An 18217-nucleotide genomic window follows, 5' to 3' on the forward strand; every position below is an offset into this window, starting at 1 on the left:
CCTCTCGCCCGGCCGCCGCCCGCCCCTCCGGCAATTTGAGGGGAGATCCACTTGAGTTGCCGGTTCTCTGGCCAAAATTCGAGGGGAGAAGGGGCCATTTCAGGGGATACCCGTCGATATCGACGGGCAGGCTGATCGATGGATTCTGCGGGACTCGGCTCCGGGCGGGCTAACGCACCCGCGATCTCAGGGACCCGAGATCGGGGGTCACTTTGAGCATCCACCAACCATTTGGCACCCGATGCAACGGTCGAACCGTGCTCAAGGTCGCCCGGCCGGCTCACCTTGAGCACGCATCGACCACCTGCCGGCCGCGCAACTGGTTGACCCGTGCTCAACGTCGTACCGACGCTCCCCGATGGGTAAACGCGGTTTCAGGGGTACGACGCGATGTCGTCGAGGTGCGCCCAGTCGAGGAGGCGGGCGGTGATGACGGGTTGGTCTGTCAGTTCCGCGTGCAGGAGGCGGTGGATGCCGTCGAGGATGGTGATGCGGCCGTCTTCTCGGCGTACGGCGTCGATGGGGTGACTGAGGTCGGCGGCCAGGGTGCGGGCGTACTGCTCGTGGTACCGGTTCGGATCGGCCGCCACCTCGTGCGGCGTGACCTGGAACGGGCGCCCGCCGTACGCCCAGAACGGGAGGTCGAGGTGGTGGGCAAGCGATGCCACTGTGAGCTCGGCCGTGGGCAGTTCGAGGGCATGCAGCCGGTCGACGTCCCAGAGGAAGTCGAGGATGTATGGCCGCAGAACCGGTGGGATCGGAAGTGGGAAGGGTTTCACTCGTAGATCTTGCGGAGGCGGGATTCCATGGAGTTCTGGATGTGCCGGGTCATCGCGGCTTCGGCGGCAACCGGGTCGCCGGCGGTGATGGCCTCCACGAGCGTCCGGTGTTCCGTGAGGACCTCGGGGCCGATGTCCCGCTCGTAGTGGAGCCGGAAGATGTGCAGATGGCAGTGGGTGCGTTGGAAGGCCAGCCGGACCTGTTCGCTACCTGAGAGAGTGGCGATCAACGTGTGGAAGCGGTTGTCGTGGACCGTCAGTGACTTGTAGCCGGCGTAGTCCACCGACGTGGGTTCGACGGCAGTGGCCAGCTCGGCCCGGAGGCGGTCGCGGCCTTCGTCGGTGATGAGTTCGGCAGCGCGGCGAGCGGCCCACGGCTCCAGCAGCAACCGGAAGCGGTACAGGTCGTCGAACTCGGCCAGCGTGAGCAGCTGCGTCGCCCGGTACCCCTTCAGCGGTTCCTTCAGCGCGAGCCCCTCGGACTCCAGTCGGGCCAGCGCCTCCCGCACCGGCGTCGACGAGACCTGGAACTCCCGCGCGAGTCCGTCGATCGAGATCCGGGCACCGGGCCGTACGACGTGATCCATCAGCATTGTCTTGATCGCCTCGTACACGTCATCGGCCAGCATCTGTCGCCGCAGCACCCGCCGGTCAGCAGTATCCACGCGAGTTCCTCCGGATCCTGAGCGCGGCCTTGACCCGGCCGTCCGTCTTCGGCAGGGTGGATCATGCATCATGCACGATCTGGCCCACGGTAGCGCCGGAGTACCCACCTACGGAAGGCGGACACGGTGTTGAATACGTTTCCCACCCCACCGCCCCGGTCGGTGAAGTTCGAAGAGGTAGGTGTCCTTCCCGAACCCGAGGACAACGCCGCCATCTGTTCCCGCCGCCTCGACGCCGGCACCCAGATCGAGCTCGACGGCACCACCGTCACCCTCCCGCACACCGTCCTCGAGGGCCACAGATTCGTCGTACGCCGGATCTCCCAAGGCGACGCGATCACCTCCTGGAACACCCCGTTCGCCCGGGCGTCCCGCGACCTCGTCCCCGGTGACTACGTCTGTACGCCGACCAGCCTGCAGGCGGTCACCGCCCGTGGCGTGGAAGGTCTCCCCGCCGAACCCTCCGCCACCAACGAGCCCCTCGACCCCTTCACGCTCGACGAGAACGCACTCCACCTCGGCCAGCAGGTGACCAGCGTCGAGCAGCCCGGCACCTTCCTCGGCTACCCCCGCGCGCAGGGCCCAGCAGGCACTCGCAACCACGTGGTCGTGCTGGCAACCAGCTCCCGCAGTTCCGGCTTCGTCACCGAGCTCGCCCGCCGCTTCGACGGAGCGGCCGCGGGCGACGGCGTCGTACCGGTTGCCCACACCGAGGGCGGCGAGGACGAGGTCCCGAACAACCTGCACTTCCTGCTTGCCACCCTGGCCGGCTTCACCCTGAACCCGAACGTCGGCGCCGTGCTGATCGTCGACACCACGGACGACGTCGTCTCCGGCCAGGCGATCCGGGACTTCATGACCGAGCACGACTATCCCGGCATCAAGGTCCCGCACGCATTCTTCACCCGCGCGGCCGGGTTCGAGCACGACCTCAGCACGGCCGGCGCCCTGCTGGAGCCCTGGCTCCCGATCGTCGACGCGCAGCAAAGGGTCGAGGTCCCGCTCGCCGATCTCAAGATCGCGCTGCAGTGCGGCGGTTCGGACGCGTTCTCCGGGATCTCCGCCAATCCGCTCGCCGGCCTGGTCGGTGCAGAGGTGATCAAGCACGGTGGCACCGCCGTACTGGCAGAGACCGACGAACTCATCGGCGCGGAACCGTACGTGCTGAAGAACGTCCGCGACCTCGCCACCGCGCGCCGCTTCCTCAGCACGATCCGCTCGTTCAAGGAGCGGGTGGGATGGCACGGGCACACGGCCGAGGGCAATCCCTCCGGCGGCAACGTGTACCGCGGGCTCTACAACATCGTGCTCAAGTCGATCGGCGCCGCGCGCAAGCTGCCGCGCGAGGTTCGCCTGGACCACGTCATCGACTACGGCGAACCGCTGCCCGGCAACGGCTACATCTTCATGGACAGTCCCGGCAACGACCTCGAGTCAGTGGCCGGCCAGATCGGCAGTGGCTGCAACCTGATCTTCTTCACCACCGGCAACGGTTCCATCACCAACTTCCCGTTCGTCCCGACGCTGAAGTTCGTCACCACCAGCCAGCGGTACGAGCATCTGCAGGCCGAGATGGACGTGGACGCGGGCCGCTACCTGACTGGTACGTCGATGGCCCAGCTGACCGCGGACACGTTCGACCTGACCGTCCGAGTCGCGTCCGGCGAGCCCAGTGCGGGCGAGCGCGCCGGCCACAGCCAGGTGTCGATCTGGCGGAACTGGAAGCAGAGCGGACCGCGTGAGGGCATCTCGATCAGCACCGACGGCCGCCAGAGCCGCGCGCTGGCCGATATCCCGGCCGACGACCGTGACGCCCCACTCGATGGTCTCCCGTTGACCGGCTTGAGCAGCCGCACGCGCACCCCGGCCCGGCTGCTGCGAGTCGACGATCGTGACCTCCCCGAAGCGGTCGGCCTCATCCTGCCGACCAGCCTGTGCTCCGGCCAGATCGCACTCCGGCTTGCTGGGCAGGCCGAGCTGGAGAAGTGGGCCGGTGACGCGGTCACTCGGATGGTCGCGCTCCCGCACACTGAGGGCTGTGGGAGCAGCGGTGGAGCCTCTGAGGAGACCTTCGCCCGGATCATGCTCGGCTACCTCCTGCACCCGAACACTCGGATGGCACTGCTCCTGGAGCACGGCTGCGAGAAGACCCACAACGACTACTTCCGCTCCCGCCTTGTCGAAGCAGGTAAGGATCCAGCGCGATTCGGCTGGGCCAGCATCCAGGCCGACGGTGGTCTCGACGCCGTCGGCGCCAAGGTCAAGGACTGGTTCAACAGCTTCTCCCTGCCGAGCCCTGTCGAGCACCAAGGCGATCTCGGCGCGCTGACGATCGGGTTGGAGGCGCGCGGTCCGCTCACCGCGGATACTGCCGAGGCGCTCGGTTTGATGGGCGGCGAGATCGTCGGTTCGGGCGGCTCGGTCGTGCTGTCCTCGCGGGGGTTGTTGCTTGCCGATGAGGACTTCCGTCGTACGGCGTTCGGTTCCGCCGCCGAGGTCGGTCCGACGATCGCGCACGGGCAGCGGCCCAGCGCTCCGGGATGGCACGTGATGCGGATGCCGGGTACGGACTGGATGGAAACCGCGACCGGTTTCGGGGCATCCGGCGTACAGCAGATCCTTGCGCACGTCGCCGGCGGCACCTTGTCGGCGCAGCGGTTCGTCCCGGTCGTCGAGATCAGCAGGGACCCCGAGACGGTCGCGCGGTACGGCGACGATCTCGACGCGGTCGCCACCGGAGACGCCGCCGATCAGGCACGAATCGGGCTGGAGACGATCGCGCTCGTCGCGAGCCGGCAGCTCGTCCCGAAGGCCGTTGCTTCCGGCAACGTCGGCTTCCAGATCACCCGCGGTTTGCTCGGCACATCTATGTGAGAGGTGGACTTATGCACGTGGTCCGTTACCAGTCGCCCACCGGGCGGCCGGTCGTAGGCGTCCGTACCGGTGACACGGTGGCACCGGTCGAGGGTATCGCCAGCATGGCCGAGCTGCTCCGGCTCCCACTCGCAGATCTGCAGACAGCTCTCGCCAAGACCGGTACGGCGGTTCCGGTCGAAGGGATCAAGTGGTTGCCGCCGATCGATGGTCGGGGCGAGGTCTGGTGCGCGGGGGTCACGTACGAGCGCTCGCGGGGCGCCCGGATGGAGGAGAGTACCGAGCAGTCCGTGTACGACAAGGTCTACACCGCGGACCGGCCGGAGCTGTTCCAGAAGGCGCCGGCCTGGCGGGTGGTGACGGACGGCGAGCCGGTCGGGATCCGCGTCGACTCGGGGCACGACGTACCGGAGCCGGAACTCGCGGTGGTCGCCAACAGTCACGGTGAGATCGTCGGCTACACGATCTGCAACGACATGAGTTCACGCTCGATCGAGGGCGTGAACCCGCTGTACGTGCCGCAGGCCAAGCTGTTCGCCGGCGGCTGTGCGCTCGCGACCGGGATCCGGCCGGTCTGGGAGGTCGGCAATGCGAAGGAACTGACGGTTGAGCTGGTGATCAGCCGTGCCGGCGAGGACGTCTTCACCGGTACGACGTCGACGGCCAAGCTCGTCCGCGAGCTGCAGGATCTGATCGACGTGCTGTTCGTGCCGAACGACTTCCCGGACGGCGTGATCCTGGCGACCGGGACGGGCATCGTGCCTGAATTTGCGTTCGAGCTACGCGAAGGTGATGTGATCAGGATCAGCATCGACCAACTGGGTACCTTGACGAATACCGTGGCCACCGGCCGGGAGCCGTTTGCCTTCCTGGCCGAACAGAACTCTGAGGAGAAGCGATGACCGCCGACACCACCCCCGCCGAGCTCGAGCAGGCCCTGGCCGACGCGGCCGGTGCCGCGGCCGCGCTCGGGTCCGCGGAGCCTGCTGTCCGGGCCGGGTGGATCCGGGCTGTGGCCGACGCCTTGGATGCAGCCGCTGACGAGTTGGTGCCGATCGCGATGCGGGAGACCTCGTTGCCGGAGCCGCGCTTGCGCGGTGAGGTCGGCCGGAGTACCGGGCAGCTGCGGATGTTCGCCGATGCCCTGGTGGAAGGATCGCTGCTCGAGGTCATCATCGACACCGCCGACGCGCAGGCCAAACCGGTGCCGCGTCCGGATCTGCGCCGGGTGCTGGTGCCACTCGGCCCGGTCCTGGTGTTTGCCGCCAGCAACTTCCCGTTCGCGTTCAGTGTCTGTGGTGGTGACACTGCTTCCGCGCTGGCCGCGGGGTGCCCGGTGATCGTCAAGGCGCACCCGGGGCACCCGGAGCTCTCGGTCCGGACGGCCGCGGTGATGATCGAGGCGCTGCGGGCGGCCGGTGCGCCGGATGGTTCGCTGGGGTTGATCCTGGGCTTCGACGTCGGTGTCATCGCGCTGAAGGATCCGCGGATCACGGCGGCCGGGTTCACCGGCTCGGTCCCGGCAGGCAAGGCGCTACACGAGATCTCCGTCACCCGGCCGGAGCCGATCCCGTTCTACGGTGAGCTCGGCAGTCTCAACCCCGTCTTCGTCACCCAGGCCGCGATCGATGCCCGCGGCAACGACATCGCCACTGGGTACGTCGGTTCGTTCACGCTCGGTGTCGGTCAGTTCTGCACCAAGCCGGGGCTGCTGTTCCTGCCGGCCGGTCATGGCCTGCAGGACAAACTGACCGAGGCGGCCGGGGGAGTGGCGTCGGCGACGATGCTGAACGACCGGATCAAGGACACCTTCGACTCGGGTCTCGATCGGCTGGGCAAGGTCGACGGAGTCCGGGTCTGGTCGGCGGGTGGCGCAACGCTCCTGCAGACAACGGTTTCTGAGCTGCTGGCGCGTCAGGACGAGATCCTCGAGGAGTGCTTCGGGCCGGTGTCGATCGTCGTTGAGTACGACGGTCTCGACGAGCTGCGGAGCGCGATCGCAGCCTTCGACGGCAACCTCACGGCGACCCTGCACGCCGAGGAGTCCGACAACGAGCTGGCGACTGAGCTCCTGCCGCTGCTGACCGCGAGGGCCGGGCGCGTGCTGTGGAACGGCTGGCCGACTGGGGTTGCGGTCTCCTGGGCGCAGCACCACGGCGGTCCGTTCCCTTCGACGGTTGGTTCGATCCACACCAGCGTCGGGGTGACCGCGGCCCGCCGGTTCCAGCGACCGGTCGCCTACCAGGACGCTCCCGATCCGGTGCTCCCCGCCGTACTGCGGGATGCGAACCCGCTCGGCATCACCCGCCGCATCAACGGAGTCATCAGCCAGGACGAGGTGGAACGATGAGCGACGACACCACGGATCTGCCGCCGACCGCGGATCCGCGCGAGTTCGACGTACCGGATCCGTCGGGTATGCCCACCCCCGAGAAGGGATCCGAGGTTCCGTCGGGGGCGCCGAACGGGTTGCGGAGTTACGAGCACTGGTTCGGCGAGGAGGGGCGGAACGGGTTCATCCACCGGTCGTGGATGCGGGCGCAGGGCTTCTCCGAAGAGGTGTTCGACGGGCGGCCGGTGATCGGGATCTGCAACACCTGGTCCGAGCTGACGCCGTGTAACGCGCACCTGCGCCGGCTCGCTGAGTCGGTCAAGCGCGGGGTCTGGCAGGCCGGTGGCTTCCCGCTGGAGTTCCCGGTGATGTCGCTGGGTGAGACGATGCTGCGGCCGACCGCGATGCTGTTCCGCAACCTGCTCAGCATGGATGTCGAGGAGTCGCTCCGTGGCAACCCGATCGACGGCACCGTGCTGCTGACCGGCTGCGACAAGACCACGCCCGGTTCGATCATGGGTGCTGCGAGTGTCGACCTGCCGACGCTGGTCGTCACCGGCGGCCCGATGCTGAACGGGAAGTTCCGCGGCTGCGACATCGGCTCCGGTACGGCGGTTTGGCGGTTCACCCAAGATCGGAACGCGGGCCGGATGACCGAGGAGGACTACGCGGCTGCCGAGTCCGGCATGTCCCGGAGCAACGGGCACTGCATGACGATGGGGACGGCGTCCACGATGGCCTGTATGGCCGAGGCGCTCGGGCTCCAGCTGACCGGCTCAGCCGCCATCCCGGCGGTCGACTCCCGGCGGTATTCGCTGGCCCAGCAGGCCGGTCGCCGGATCGTCGAGATGGTGCACGAGGACCTCAAGCCCTCCGACATCCTGACCCGCGACGCGTTCGCCAACGCGGTCCGGGCGAATGCGGCGATCGGTGGTTCGACCAACGCTGTCATCCACCTGCTCGCGATCGCCGGCCGGGTGGGCGTCGAGCTTTCGCTGGACGACATGGACGAGTGGGCCCGCGGCGTACCGTGGCTGGCCGACCTGCAGCCCTCGGGGCAGTATCTGATGGAGGACTTCTACTACGCGGGCGGGCTGCCGGCGGTGATGCGGGAGATCCTGCCATTGCTCAAGGCTGACGCGATCACCGTGACCGGCCGGACCATGGGGGAGAACGTCGCCAACGCCGAGCGCATCGACTGGGTCGGTCAGGAGGGGCGACCGGGTGCTGCGGTCATCCGCCCGGTCGGCAATCCGCTTGGGAGCGGCGCCGGGACCGCCGTACTGAAGGGCAATCTGGCGCCGGACGGCGCTGTGGTCAAGCAGTCCGCGGCTTCGGAGCGTCTGCTGCAGCATCGCGGGAAGGCACTGGTCTTCAGCAGCATCGAGGAGTACGACCTGGCCGTCGACGATCCGGATCTCGATGTCGACGAGGACACCGTGCTCGTGCTGCAGAATGCGGGACCGCGCGGCTATCCGGGGATGCCGGAGGTCGGCAACATGACGATCCCGCGCAAACTCGCCGAGATCGGCGTCGACGACATGGTGCGGATCTCGGACGCACGGATGAGCGGTACGGCGTATGGAACCGTCGTACTGCATGTCACGCCGGAGGCGGCGGTCGGTGGACCGCTGGCGCTGGTGCGGACCGGTGACTGGATCGAGCTGGACGTTCCGGGCCGGCGGCTGCACCTCGACGTGTCCGACGAGGAGCTGGAGAAGCGTCGTGCCGACTGGCAGCCACCTGCGCCGCCGACGGATCGCGGCTGGGCCAGGCTGTACGTCGACCACGTCACGCAGGCCAACCTGGGTTGCGATCTGGACTTCCTGGTAGGGCGCACCGGCTCCGCCGTAGCGAGACAGAGCCACTGATGCCGGCGCCGTCGCAGGGATGGGGACCGTTCGAAGCGATCCGCGGGCTGCGGCCTGCTGGATCGATCCCGCAGGTCACTCCGATTCGTCGGCTGCTGCCGGACCTGCCGTCCGTGGACGATCCGGCCGCGGCGACCCAGGCGGCGCTCGAACCTCTCCGCGCGCAGATCCAGCCCGGCGCCCGGATCGCGGTCACCGCCGGCAGCCGCGGGATCCATGACCTCGTACCGGTAGTTCGCGCGGCCGTCGCCTGGTTGGCAGCAGCCGGGGCTGACCCCTTCGTCGTACCGGCAATGGGTTCGCACGGCGGAGCGACTGCGGAGGGGCAGCGCGACATGTTGGCCGGGCTCGGAATCACCCCGGAGAGCGTGGGGTGTCCGATCGAGGCGACCATGGAGACCGTTGTCGTCGGCAAACTCGATGACGGTACGGCGGTTCACCACGACGCGATCGCCGCAGCCGCTGACGGTGTGCTGGTGATCAACCGGGTGAAGCCGCATACCGACTTCCACGGGCCGATCGAGAGCGGTCTGGCGAAGATCCTCGCGATCGGTCTGGGGAACCACGCGGGCGCTGCGTCGCTGCATGCCGGTGGGATTCCTTCGCTGGGTGCCGCGATCGAAGCAGCCGCGCGCGTGGTCGTCGCGCAGGGCAAGATCCTTGGTGGGCTGGGCATTCTGGAGAATGCGCTGGAGCACACGGCGGCGATCGAGTTCGTCCCGGCCGACGGGATCGCGGGTGCCGCCGAGCATGCGTTGCTGCAGCGGGCAGGCAGTCTGCTGGGTCGGCTGCCGTTCGATGAGCTGGACGTGCTGGTTGTGGACGAGCTGGGCAAGGACAAATCCGGCGCCGGCATGGACACGAATGTGATCGGGCGGTGCTGGGTGCACGGCATCCCCGAGTTCGAATCGCCGTCGATTGCGGCGATCAGTGTGCACTCGCTCTCCGAGGCGTCGCATGGGAACGCCTCCGGGCTGGGGCTGGCCGATGTGATGCCGGCCAGGATTCTCGAGCAGATCGATCTGCAGGCCAGCTATGTGAACGCGTTGACCTCGGGTGCCGGGGGAGCGCGTCGTTCCCGGCTGCCGATGGTGATGGCGGACGACGAGGCGGCCGTGCTCGCGGCCATCACGATGTGCGGCCGACGCGACTGGACCGACCTGCGACTGGCGCGGATCAAGGACACGTTGTCGCCGCACGAGTTGCTCGTGACACCGGCCCTGCTGGACGAGGCCGCGGACCGGTTCGATCTGGAGATCACCGGTGCGGCCGGCGATCTGACTGTCGGTGGGAAGCTTTCGCCATGGTGACACTTCGCGAAGCACATGCCCTGCTGGCCGACCGCGGCTTCCACCCTGGCGGCGCATCCACCTCGACGTTTGCGGACGGAGCGCCGTACAAGGTGGAGATCCCGTCGTGTGAGGGGCCGCGGGTGTTCGAGGCCGTCCTCGACGAGGCGGCGCAGCGTGCGGTGACCATCGATCGGGTGTCACAGGGCAGCGGGGTAATGATGCTGACCGATGCCGAGATCGAGGAGATGCTGTCGCTCGGCGCCTCCGCCGGTGTCGAGGTGTGTCTCTTCCTCGGGCCCCGCGGTGCGTGGGACATCGGCGGGCAGGCAAAAGTCTCGGCCGCGGTCGGAGGCGTTGCGCGCGGCAACGAGATGGTTGCCGCGTCGCTGTGTGATGCCTTCCGGGCGGTCGAGCTGGGCGTGCGAAGTCTGCTGGTCGGAGACATCGGCGTGCTGGAACTGCTGGGACAGCTGAAGGTCGACGGGTCGCTGCCTGCCGACCTTGTGTTGAAGACGTCGGTGTTGATGCCGTTGCCCAATGCCCCGACCGCGCGGCTGTACGAGCGATTGGGGGCCACGAGTTTGAACGTGTCGACCGATCTTCCGGTGCCGGTGCTGGCGGAGATCCGGTCGGTGACCTCGGTGCCGATCGACATGTATATCGAGGCTCCGGACGACCAAGGCGGGCACGTGCGGTTCTACGACGTACCGGAGGTCGTGAAGGTGGCGGCGCCGGTCTATCTGAAGATGGGTCTGCGGAACGCGCCGAACATCTACCCGGTCGGCGCGCACCTGGCCGCGACCGCGGAGGCGCTGGGGCGCGAGCGGGTCCGCCGGGCCGAGTTGATTCTGCGCCTGCTGGCGGAACAGGAAGAGGGCCTATGAGTGACCTGTTCGTTGCCCGCCTCCGCTCGGTGCTCGGGGACAACGCAGTCGTGGACGATGTCGACGTACTGGACTCGCATCGCAACGATCACGCGACCTTCTGTACGGCCGGTGTGCCACGGGTGCTGGTGCGGCCGTCTACTACAGCTGAGGTGTCTGCGGTGATGAAGGCCGCGTCGGAGTTCGGCGTACCGGTGGTGACGCAGGGGGCGCGAACGGGGCTGTCCGGTGCGGCGAATGCGGTTGACGGGTGTCTGTTGCTGTCGACGGCGCGGATGAATCGGATCCTCGAGATCTCCGCCGAGGACCAGGTCGCGGTGGTCCAGCCGGGCGTGGTGAACGCCGAGCTGTCGCGCGCTGTCCTTGAGCAGGGGTTGTTCTACCCGCCGGATCCGTCGTCATGGGAGATGTCCACGCTGGGTGGCAACATCGCGACCAACGCCGGCGGACTGTGCTGCGTGAAGTACGGCGTCACGGCGGACTTCGTGCTCGGGCTTGAGGTGGTGCTGGCGTCTGGCGAGGTGGTTCGCACCGGCCGGCGGTCAGCGAAGGGCGTTGCTGGGTACGACCTGACACGGCTGATCGTGGGATCCGAAGGGACACTCGGCGTGGTCACCGAGGCCACGCTCTCGCTGCGGCCCGCCCCTGAGACTGCGCTGACCGCGGCGGCCACGTTCCTGTCCATTGAGGACGGGATCGCTGCGGCTGCCGCGGTGATGGCCGCCGGCCTGCGGCCGTCGCTGCTCGAGTTCATCGACGGGCCGACCGCGCGCGCGATTCAGGACTACCGCGATATGGGTCTGCCGGCGGATGTCGGTTCGCTGCTGATCGCGCAGTCCGACCGGGGCGCACGGGCAGCCGAGGACGTTGCCCGGATCGCAGCCATCTGCACGGCCCACGGTGCTGTCGAGGTCGCGGAGGCTTCGGACGCAGAGGAGTCCCGGATGCTGCTTGAGGCGCGCCGGTTGGTGCACGCGGCGCTGGAGCCGCTCGGTACCTCGCTGGTCGATGATGTGGCGGTGCCGCGGTCGAAGCTGGTCGCTTTGCTGCGGGGGATCGCCGAGATCAGCGTGAAGTACGACGTACCGATCTACTGCGCCGGGCACGTCGGCGACGGCAACATGCATCCGAATGTCATCTTCGAGCCCGGCAATCCGGCCGGTGAGGCACGCGCGATGGAGGCGTTCGGCGCGGTGATGGAGCTCGGGCTCGCGCTCGGCGGGACCATCACCGGCGAGCATGGCATCGGCACGTTGAAGGCGCGCTGGCTCGAGGACGAGCTCGGCCCGGTCGGGCTCGAGCTGCACCGGCGCGTCAAGCAGGCCTTCGACCCGGCCGGTTTGCTGAACCCGGGGAAGGTGCTGCGGTGATCGACCCGTCGGCGGTGCGACCGTCGGCTCGACAGCTCGCCTGGCAGCAGCAAGAGCTGACGGCGTTCGTGCACTTTGGTGTGAACACCTTCACGGATCTCGAGTGGGGGACCGGGCTGGACGACCCTGCGGTCTACAACCCTCAAGAGCTGTCTTGTGACCAGTGGGTGCGGGTGCTGGTGGATGCTGGGTTCAAGAGCGTGATCCTGACGGCCAAGCACCACGACGGCTTCTGCCTGTGGCCGAGCCGGTTCCTGACACACACCGTTGCTGCGAGCCCCTCCGGGCGTGACGTGATGGCGGAGCTATCCGCTGCTTGCGCTGAGCACGGGTTGGGGCTGGGGTTCTATCTGTCGCCGGCGGACCTGTACCAGGAGAAGGCGCCCGGCGGGTATTACGGCAACGGCAGTCCGGTGGTTGCCTCGGAGATCCAGCCTGGGTTCACCTACGAGGTGGACGACTACAACCGGTTCTACCTGAATCAGTTGTACGAGCTGCTGACGCAGTACGGTCCGATCGCCGAGGTATGGCTGGACGGGGCGAACCCAACGAGTACGGCGCAGGAGTATGCCTTCGACGCGTGGTTCGACCTGATCCGTCGATTGGCGCCGGAGGCAACGATCGCGGTCGGTGGGCCCGATGTTCGGTGGGTCGGCAACGAGGACGGGTTCGCCCGCGAGACCGAGTGGAGTGTCGTACCGTTCGCCGATGGTCGGATGGTGGCCGAGCAGAGCGCTGCTTCAGTGGCTGGGCCTGCGCAGCTGGCTGCCGCCGACGAGCTGCGGTGGTATCCAGCCGAGGTCGACGTGTCGATCCGGCCGGGGTGGTTCTACCACGCGTCTGAGGACGACCAGGTGAAGTCGCTGCCCGCGCTGCTCGACATCTACCGCAAGTCGGTCGGGCGGAACGCCGTGCTGCTGCTGAACATCCCGCCGGACAGGCGCGGCCTGTTCGCGGATGCCGACGTACAGGCGTTGTCTGCCTTCGGCGCGGCGATTCGGTCCTCCTACGACACGGCAGTTGAGCTGCCAGGTTCGTTCAACGTCGTGAGCCTGCGCGAGGACATCGCCGCTGGCCAACAGGTCGAGTCCTTCGCCGTCGACGCCCTTGCTAACGGCTTGTGGACCGAGGTTGCCGTCGGCACCACCATCGGCCACCGTCGCCTGATCCCGCTCGACCGTTCGGTGACGGCCGACGCCGTACGGGTCCGTGTCCTTGCCACCCGAGCGGACGCCGCCGTGACGCTTACCGTCCACCACGATCCGACCCTGTCCTGAAGTCCCCCTGCCTGGAGTCGAACCAGGAACCGAGCCTTCGGAGAGCCCGGCGTACATCCGTTACCAGAGGGTCCGGCGCCACCATCCACCTGAATGGCGGCGCCGTTCGCATTACTCCTCCACCGAGACGACCCGCATCCAGTCAGAGCATTCGCCCTCACACCAGACATGGTCACCACGGTGCGCCAGCCGATCCCGCTGCACGTGCCCACACGCCAGCAGAACCCGCCGCAACGCATGCCCCTGACTGACCGGAGAACCGGTCCGCCCACCAGGCACTCGCTTCCTGTTCCTGAGTCCCGCCATTAGCCGGTCCTCCTCTCATGTCATTTTGTTGCCCCAGGCACCTTTGCCTGAAGTGGTGCAGGAGGCAGGATTCGAACCTGCTAGGCCCGAAGGCACCGGGGTTACAACCCGGCCCACCCCTCCAACGGTGGCGCTCCTGCTCGGTATCGCAGCGCAGACGGGACTCGAACCCGCAAACCCCGCGGTGAAGACGCGGTGACTCTCCCATTTCGTCCACTGCGCCCCACGTACCCCGTACCGGATTCGAACCGGCGATCCCCGGCTGAGAACCGGATGTCCTGACCACTAGACCAACGGGGCCCTTCGCCCTGCGCGGTGAGAGTGAGATTCGAACTCACGGACCGGCCGAAGCCGATCGACGGTTTAGCAAACCGCTGCCCCTGCCAACAGGCGAACCTCACCAACTCCGTACCGAAGAACGGGTAGTAGTCCCCCTCAGCGATCTCTCTCCCGCCTGAACACCAGAGCCCAGCCCACAGATCGCCTACCTCTACCCGTCCTTCGGTACAGACCAGACCCGATGCATCTGGTCCTCGGCAACTCGCCCGCCGCCTCCCCTGACGGCGGCGGACGACCCGCCTGTGGATAACTTCACCGCCGACCGCTGCCCGACTTGTACGCTTAGTACAAAAGGAAGCAGCGCACGCACGGTCACGGCGACTTGCAGCCGCCCGTCAGCCCTTGACGCAGATGACCTGCTTGAGGTGGGCGACGACCTCGACCAGATCGGACTGGGCGGCGATGACCGACTCGATGTCCTTGTAGGCCGCCGGCAGCTCATCGAGCACACCGGCGTCCTTCCGCGACTCGACACCCGCCGTCTGGGCGATCAGGTCGTCGACCGTGAACCGGCGCTTCGCCTCGTTGCGGCTCATCCGCCGGCCCGCCCCGTGTGAGGCCGAGTAGAAGGACTGCTCCGAGCCGAGCCCACGTACGACGTACGACCCCGTCCCCATCGATCCCGGGATCAGCCCGAGGTCACCGGCGCCGGCCCGGATCGCACCCTTGCGGGTGACCAGCAGATCCAGCCCGTCGATGGTCTCCTCGGCCACGTAGTTGTGGTGGCACGAGATCGGCTCGTCGAACCGGATCTCCTGCGGGAACGACTCCCGCACCGCCTGCATCACCAGCGCCAGCATCGTCGCGCGGTTGCGTGACGCGTACTGCTGGGCCCAGGTGAGGTCCCGCCGGTACGCCGACATCTGCGGCGTACCGGACAGGAACACCGCCAGATCGCGGTCCGGGAGATCCGCGTTGTGCGGCAGCTCCTTGGCGATCGACATGTGCCACTCCGCCAGTTCCTTGCCGATGTTGCGGCTTCCGGAGTGCAGCATCAGCCACACCCGGTCCTCGTCGTCGAGGCAGACCTCGATGAAGTGGTTACCCCCACCGAGTGACCCCATCTGCTTCTTGGCCTTGCTCTCACGCTGCTGCACGCCCTTGTGCAGCTCGCCGAACGACCCCCACAGCCAGTCCCACGCCCGCGGGTTCAGCCCGAGCCGCCGGATGCTGACCGGCTCGTCGTGCGCCCGGAAACCAACCGGTACGGCGGCCTCGATCCGGGACCGGATCCCGGACAGATCATCCGGCAGGTCCGCCGCCGTCAGTGACGTCAGCACACCCTCCATCCCGCACCCGATATCGACCCCGACCGCAGCCGGCGACACGGCCTGGTACATCGCGATCACAGACCCCACCGTCGCGCCCTTGCCGAGGTGCACGTCCGGCATCACCCGAACCCCGTGTACCCACGGCAGCGCAGCGATGTTCCGCAGCTGCTGCAGCGCCTGCGCACCCACCTCGTGCTCCTGCGCCCACATGAGCGTGGAGCTCTTGGCCCCGCTCAGCTCAACCGGAAACTCCACGTTCATCCCTCACCCTTCTCGTGTGTGTACATGCGGCAGGGGAGGGACTCGAACCCTCACGCCCCGTTGAGGGACAGACCGTTTTCGAGACGGCTGCCGTTAGGCCGAACTCGGCTTACCCTGCCTGGCTGGTAACTGTGCTGATGTGTCGGTAGCTGCGTGTATCTCTAGATCATGAGCACCCGCCTTCCCGCGTCGGAGACGAGAACCTGTCGTAAGTGTGGTGAAGACTTCGCCACCAGTTGGTCGCGCTGGACGTGTTGGCCGTGTCGATCCGTGGGTGGCTACAACATGTGTTCCGACTGTGGTGGTCGAAAGTCGAGCCGATCTGTCCGCTGCCAAATCTGCGCGACCGGTGGCCCGCAATCTCCTGTAAGCGAGATGTCGGCATCTGCTCTCGCGTGGACAGCAGGTCTCATCGAAGCTGAGGGAACCTTCACGAACTCGACATCTTCGTCAGTGCTGCGGGTCGTCATGACCGATCTAGACGTCCTCGAAAGACTAGAGCGGATCACCGGCGTCGGCAGTATTCGTTCGGTCGCAAGTCGACAGCCGCACCACAAGCAGGCCTACTCCTGGACAGTTAAGCGCCGGATGCACCTGGAGCCGTTGGCCCAGGCTCTGTGGCCACTCATGGGGGAGAGACGACGTGTTCAGATGAGCTCTTGCAAGACGCTCAAGCAAATCGCCTGGCCAGAAGTCGCAGCTCCTCCGGCTGAGTTGCTTGGGCCAGCCGCAGCTTGGGTCGCAGGTGTGCTCGAGGGCGACGGTTCCTTTGGACTCAGCAGGAGGCACGGTGGCCGAATCGACCTTGTGCTCACCGAGCGAGACGTTGTTGGGCGCGTCCACGCTTTGACGGGAGGAGATCTGTATCAGTTGGAGCCCAGAGTGAAAACCTGGCAGCCGACCACCCGGCTCGTGATTCGTGGTCGCCTGCGACTTCGCCAGATCCTTCGTCCACTCCTGCCTTGGTTGCTCCATCGTCGAGCAACGCGGGCGTGGATGATCTACAAGTGGGCTTGCAGTTCAGGTTGGCCGACGGAGTGCCGTCCTACCTCTCCATGAGTTCTTCTCACAGAAGCTGCCAGGGCAGGGCTCGAACCTGCGGGGCCTCGGGTCAGAACCGAGGGTGGGACACCGTCGCCCACCTGGCATCGCGCTCCAACGCGACACCAGGTGATGTCACGTCAGAGCGATAACTCCGCACGTGAAGGAATCCACGGCTGCCACAACAGCGGCATACCGGCTTCCTCGGGCGTGCGTGAGCCCTTCTTCTCGTTACACGACGCGTGCGCGGCCACAGCGTTCAGCCACTCACCACGTCCACCACGGGAGCGCGGTACGACGTGGTCCATCGTCGTTGCACCCTTCTGGCCGCAATAGGCACAGGTGTGCTTGTCACGCCGCAGTACGCCGGCTCGCGTGTACTGCAGGCGGCCGGACGCGTAACGCCACTTGGTGACGACGTAGCGCACCAGTCGCAGCACCCGGGGAAGAGGGAACGGTCCGATACTGGCGCCGTCATGTGCTTCCTCGACGACAGCCACCTCGCGCACCAGCATCCTGATGGCGTGCTGAATCGACACGACATGCAGTTGCTCGTACGACGCGTTGAGAACGATCACACCGCTCATGCGCTTCCTCCTCCCTTCCAGTGTGCCCGACCACGCCACGCGAGGTCGGGTGTTTCGGTGTCGGTGCGGCCCCAGGGAGTCGAACCCTGAACCTCCTGGTCCTAAGCCAGGTGCCTCTGCCAGTTGGGCCAGAGCCGCAAGTACTACGGTGCGTTGTGGTACGTCGAACAGAGGGTGCTCGGTCAGAGGGTGTCCGGCGGGACTCGAACCCGCTTCCTCCGGGGTCACATCCCGGTACCTCGACCACTTCGGCCTCGGACACAGCACGCTCGGCAGGACTCGAACCTGCAACCTCCTGCTTCGTAGGCAGGCGCTCTCTCCACTTGAGCCACGAGCGTTCGTGCACCCTGCGCGGGATGTGCTGCGGATTTCCCGCGCAGGGCACGTTTGGGGCGCCCGCTCGGCCGGTAGCAAGCATCCTGCGGGCGCCTGGTCCAGCTGGAGGGACTCGAACCCCCGTCTCCCTCAACCCAAATGAGGTGGCCTGGCCACTGGCCCACAGCTGGAAAACAGATGTAATTGTCAATTGTGCGAATGGGCATCCGTAAATGCCCGAAGAATGCATCGGTGGAAGGAATCGAACCCTCGCGACGCGGGTTTGGAATCCGGTCCGCAACCTTTGCGCACCGACGTGGTCCGTGTGTGGACAAAACAAAAGAGCCGCCTACGGCCGGTTGCCCGGCCCAGACGGCTCCTGAGGTATCTCCCTCGCGGGATCACCCAGGCGGACCGCCCGAACGCAGGCTCTGCTCACTGCCGAGTTCGTGATAGAAGGCATCGATACGCACAGTTCGCAGGCACGACAGCAAAGCCATGGGGCTACGCCGCCATGCTTTCCGCGCGTTCTGCGTCCAGGTCACGATCGTCTCCTAGTCGGTAGTCCTTGCGGGGAATAGTCTCACCCAAAGCCATCCTTCGAGTCAACGCATTTCCCGCACATTTTCTTCCCGACCGTCATTCAGCCCGGGCCGGACGCCTTCTTTGTGGAGTCCTGCGGTCTCTCCGTGGCAGTAATCATCCACAAAGACGCCTCCAGTCCCACCTCCCCGGCGCCCACCCGTGCCGCAC

Annotated in this window: 12 protein-coding genes and 9 tRNA genes; 8 read left to right on the forward strand and 13 right to left on the reverse strand. The window is 67.0% G+C overall.

Annotated features, from left to right (window positions below; all coding sequences use genetic code 11):
• Window positions 1-374: 374 nt before the first annotated feature.
• Window positions 375-779 (reverse strand): ParB N-terminal domain-containing protein, encoded by a 405-nt coding sequence (locus E1261_RS31120; protein WP_132412868.1) that lies wholly within the window; start codon window positions 777-779, stop codon window positions 375-377.
• Entirely contained in the window at window positions 776-1444 is a 669-nt protein-coding gene (locus E1261_RS31125; RefSeq protein WP_238176540.1) for a GntR family transcriptional regulator, read from the reverse strand. Before E1261_RS31125 ends, E1261_RS31120 begins: the two co-directional genes overlap by 4 nt.
• Window positions 1445-1570: 126 nt before the next feature.
• Here E1261_RS31125 and E1261_RS31130 point away from each other — a divergent pair, with 126 nt between their 5' ends.
• The 8 genes from E1261_RS31130 to E1261_RS31165 are packed head-to-tail and all read left to right on the forward strand — an operon-like array spanning window position 1571 to window position 13344.
• Window positions 1571-4318, forward strand: coding sequence for a UxaA family hydrolase (locus E1261_RS31130; RefSeq protein ID WP_132412870.1), 2748 nt, complete (start codon window positions 1571-1573; stop codon window positions 4316-4318).
• 11 nt (window positions 4319-4329) lie between these two features.
• Window positions 4330-5220 carry a fumarylacetoacetate hydrolase family protein gene (locus E1261_RS31135; protein ID WP_132412872.1) on the forward strand — a complete coding sequence of 297 codons (891 nt, stop codon included), beginning with the start codon at window positions 4330-4332 and terminating at the stop codon, window positions 5218-5220.
• Entirely contained in the window at window positions 5217-6668 is a 1452-nt protein-coding gene (locus tag E1261_RS31140) for an aldehyde dehydrogenase (NADP(+)) (protein WP_132412874.1), read from the forward strand. Before E1261_RS31135 ends, E1261_RS31140 begins: the two co-directional genes overlap by 4 nt.
• Window positions 6665-8521, forward strand: coding sequence for an IlvD/Edd family dehydratase (locus E1261_RS31145; protein ID WP_238176541.1), 1857 nt, complete (start codon window positions 6665-6667; stop codon window positions 8519-8521). Before E1261_RS31140 ends, E1261_RS31145 begins: the two co-directional genes overlap by 4 nt.
• On the forward strand, window positions 8521-9831 hold the full coding sequence (locus tag E1261_RS31150) for a nickel pincer cofactor-dependent isomerase, group 22 (RefSeq protein ID WP_132412876.1): 1311 nt from the start codon (window positions 8521-8523) through the stop codon (window positions 9829-9831). The genes E1261_RS31145 and E1261_RS31150 overlap by 1 nt, the downstream gene beginning before the upstream one ends.
• Complete coding sequence (locus E1261_RS31155; RefSeq protein WP_238176542.1) at window positions 9825-10697, forward strand: U32 family peptidase; 873 nt, start codon at window positions 9825-9827, stop codon at window positions 10695-10697. Before E1261_RS31150 ends, E1261_RS31155 begins: the two co-directional genes overlap by 7 nt.
• On the forward strand, window positions 10694-12067 hold the full coding sequence (locus E1261_RS31160; RefSeq protein ID WP_132412878.1) for an FAD-binding oxidoreductase: 1374 nt from the start codon (window positions 10694-10696) through the stop codon (window positions 12065-12067). Before E1261_RS31155 ends, E1261_RS31160 begins: the two co-directional genes overlap by 4 nt.
• The gene (locus E1261_RS31165; RefSeq protein ID WP_165952714.1) at window positions 12064-13344 is read left to right on the forward strand and encodes an alpha-L-fucosidase; all 1281 of its coding nucleotides are present in this window, start codon (window positions 12064-12066) and stop codon (window positions 13342-13344) included. The genes E1261_RS31160 and E1261_RS31165 overlap by 4 nt, the downstream gene beginning before the upstream one ends.
• Window positions 13345-13703: 359 nt before the next feature.
• On the opposite strand, the gene E1261_RS31175 is transcribed toward E1261_RS31165, so the two are convergent.
• The 11 genes from E1261_RS31175 to E1261_RS31225 all read right to left on the reverse strand — a co-directional run bounded on the left by E1261_RS31175 (window position 13704) and on the right by E1261_RS31225 (window position 17655).
• Window positions 13704-13790, reverse strand: a tRNA-Tyr gene (locus tag E1261_RS31175).
• Window positions 13791-13799: 9 nt separating this feature from the next.
• Window positions 13800-13873 (reverse strand) — tRNA-Glu (locus E1261_RS31180).
• Window positions 13874-13878: 5 nt separating this feature from the next.
• Window positions 13879-13950, reverse strand: a tRNA-Glu gene (locus tag E1261_RS31185).
• Window positions 13951-13963: 13 nt separating this feature from the next.
• A tRNA-Ser gene (locus tag E1261_RS31190) sits at window positions 13964-14052 on the reverse strand.
• Between the two features lie 272 nt (window positions 14053-14324).
• Window positions 14325-15521 (reverse strand): RtcB family protein, encoded by a 1197-nt coding sequence (locus tag E1261_RS31195; RefSeq protein ID WP_132412884.1) that lies wholly within the window; start codon window positions 15519-15521, stop codon window positions 14325-14327.
• Window positions 15522-15548: 27 nt separating this feature from the next.
• Window positions 15549-15640: transfer RNA gene (locus E1261_RS31200), tRNA-Ser, on the reverse strand.
• Between the two features lie 1062 nt (window positions 15641-16702).
• Window positions 16703-17149 (reverse strand): HNH endonuclease, encoded by a 447-nt coding sequence (locus E1261_RS31205; RefSeq protein ID WP_132412886.1) that lies wholly within the window; start codon window positions 17147-17149, stop codon window positions 16703-16705.
• Between the two features lie 64 nt (window positions 17150-17213).
• Window positions 17214-17287 (reverse strand) — tRNA-Leu (locus E1261_RS31210).
• A gap of 50 nt (window positions 17288-17337) precedes the next feature.
• Window positions 17338-17411 (reverse strand) — tRNA-His (locus E1261_RS31215).
• Window positions 17412-17413: 2 nt separating this feature from the next.
• Window positions 17414-17487 (reverse strand) — tRNA-Arg (locus E1261_RS31220).
• 92 nt (window positions 17488-17579) lie between these two features.
• A tRNA-Pro gene (locus E1261_RS31225) sits at window positions 17580-17655 on the reverse strand.
• Between the last annotated feature and the right edge of the window lie 562 nt (window positions 17656-18217).

The organism is Kribbella albertanoniae (assembly GCF_004348455.1).
In the GTDB taxonomy this organism is placed as follows: Bacteria; Actinomycetota; Actinomycetes; order Propionibacteriales; family Kribbellaceae; genus Kribbella; species Kribbella albertanoniae.

Coding starts and splice junctions, on each gene's coding strand:
- E1261_RS31135 (WP_132412872.1), top strand. CDS start 4,330: ATGCACGTGGTCCGTTACCAGTCGCCCACCGGGCGGCCGGTCGTAGGC.
- E1261_RS31140 (WP_132412874.1), top strand. CDS start 5,217: ATGACCGCCGACACCACCCCCGCCGAGCTCGAGCAGGCCCTGGCCGAC.
- E1261_RS31145 (WP_238176541.1), top strand. CDS start 6,665: ATGAGCGACGACACCACGGATCTGCCGCCGACCGCGGATCCGCGCGAG.
- E1261_RS31150 (WP_132412876.1), top strand. CDS start 8,521: ATGCCGGCGCCGTCGCAGGGATGGGGACCGTTCGAAGCGATCCGCGGG.
- E1261_RS31155 (WP_238176542.1), top strand. CDS start 9,825: ATGGTGACACTTCGCGAAGCACATGCCCTGCTGGCCGACCGCGGCTTC.
- E1261_RS31160 (WP_132412878.1), top strand. CDS start 10,694: ATGAGTGACCTGTTCGTTGCCCGCCTCCGCTCGGTGCTCGGGGACAAC.
- E1261_RS31195 (WP_132412884.1), bottom strand. CDS start 15,521: ATGAACGTGGAGTTTCCGGTTGAGCTGAGCGGGGCCAAGAGCTCCACG.
- E1261_RS31205 (WP_132412886.1), bottom strand. CDS start 17,149: ATGAGCGGTGTGATCGTTCTCAACGCGTCGTACGAGCAACTGCATGTC.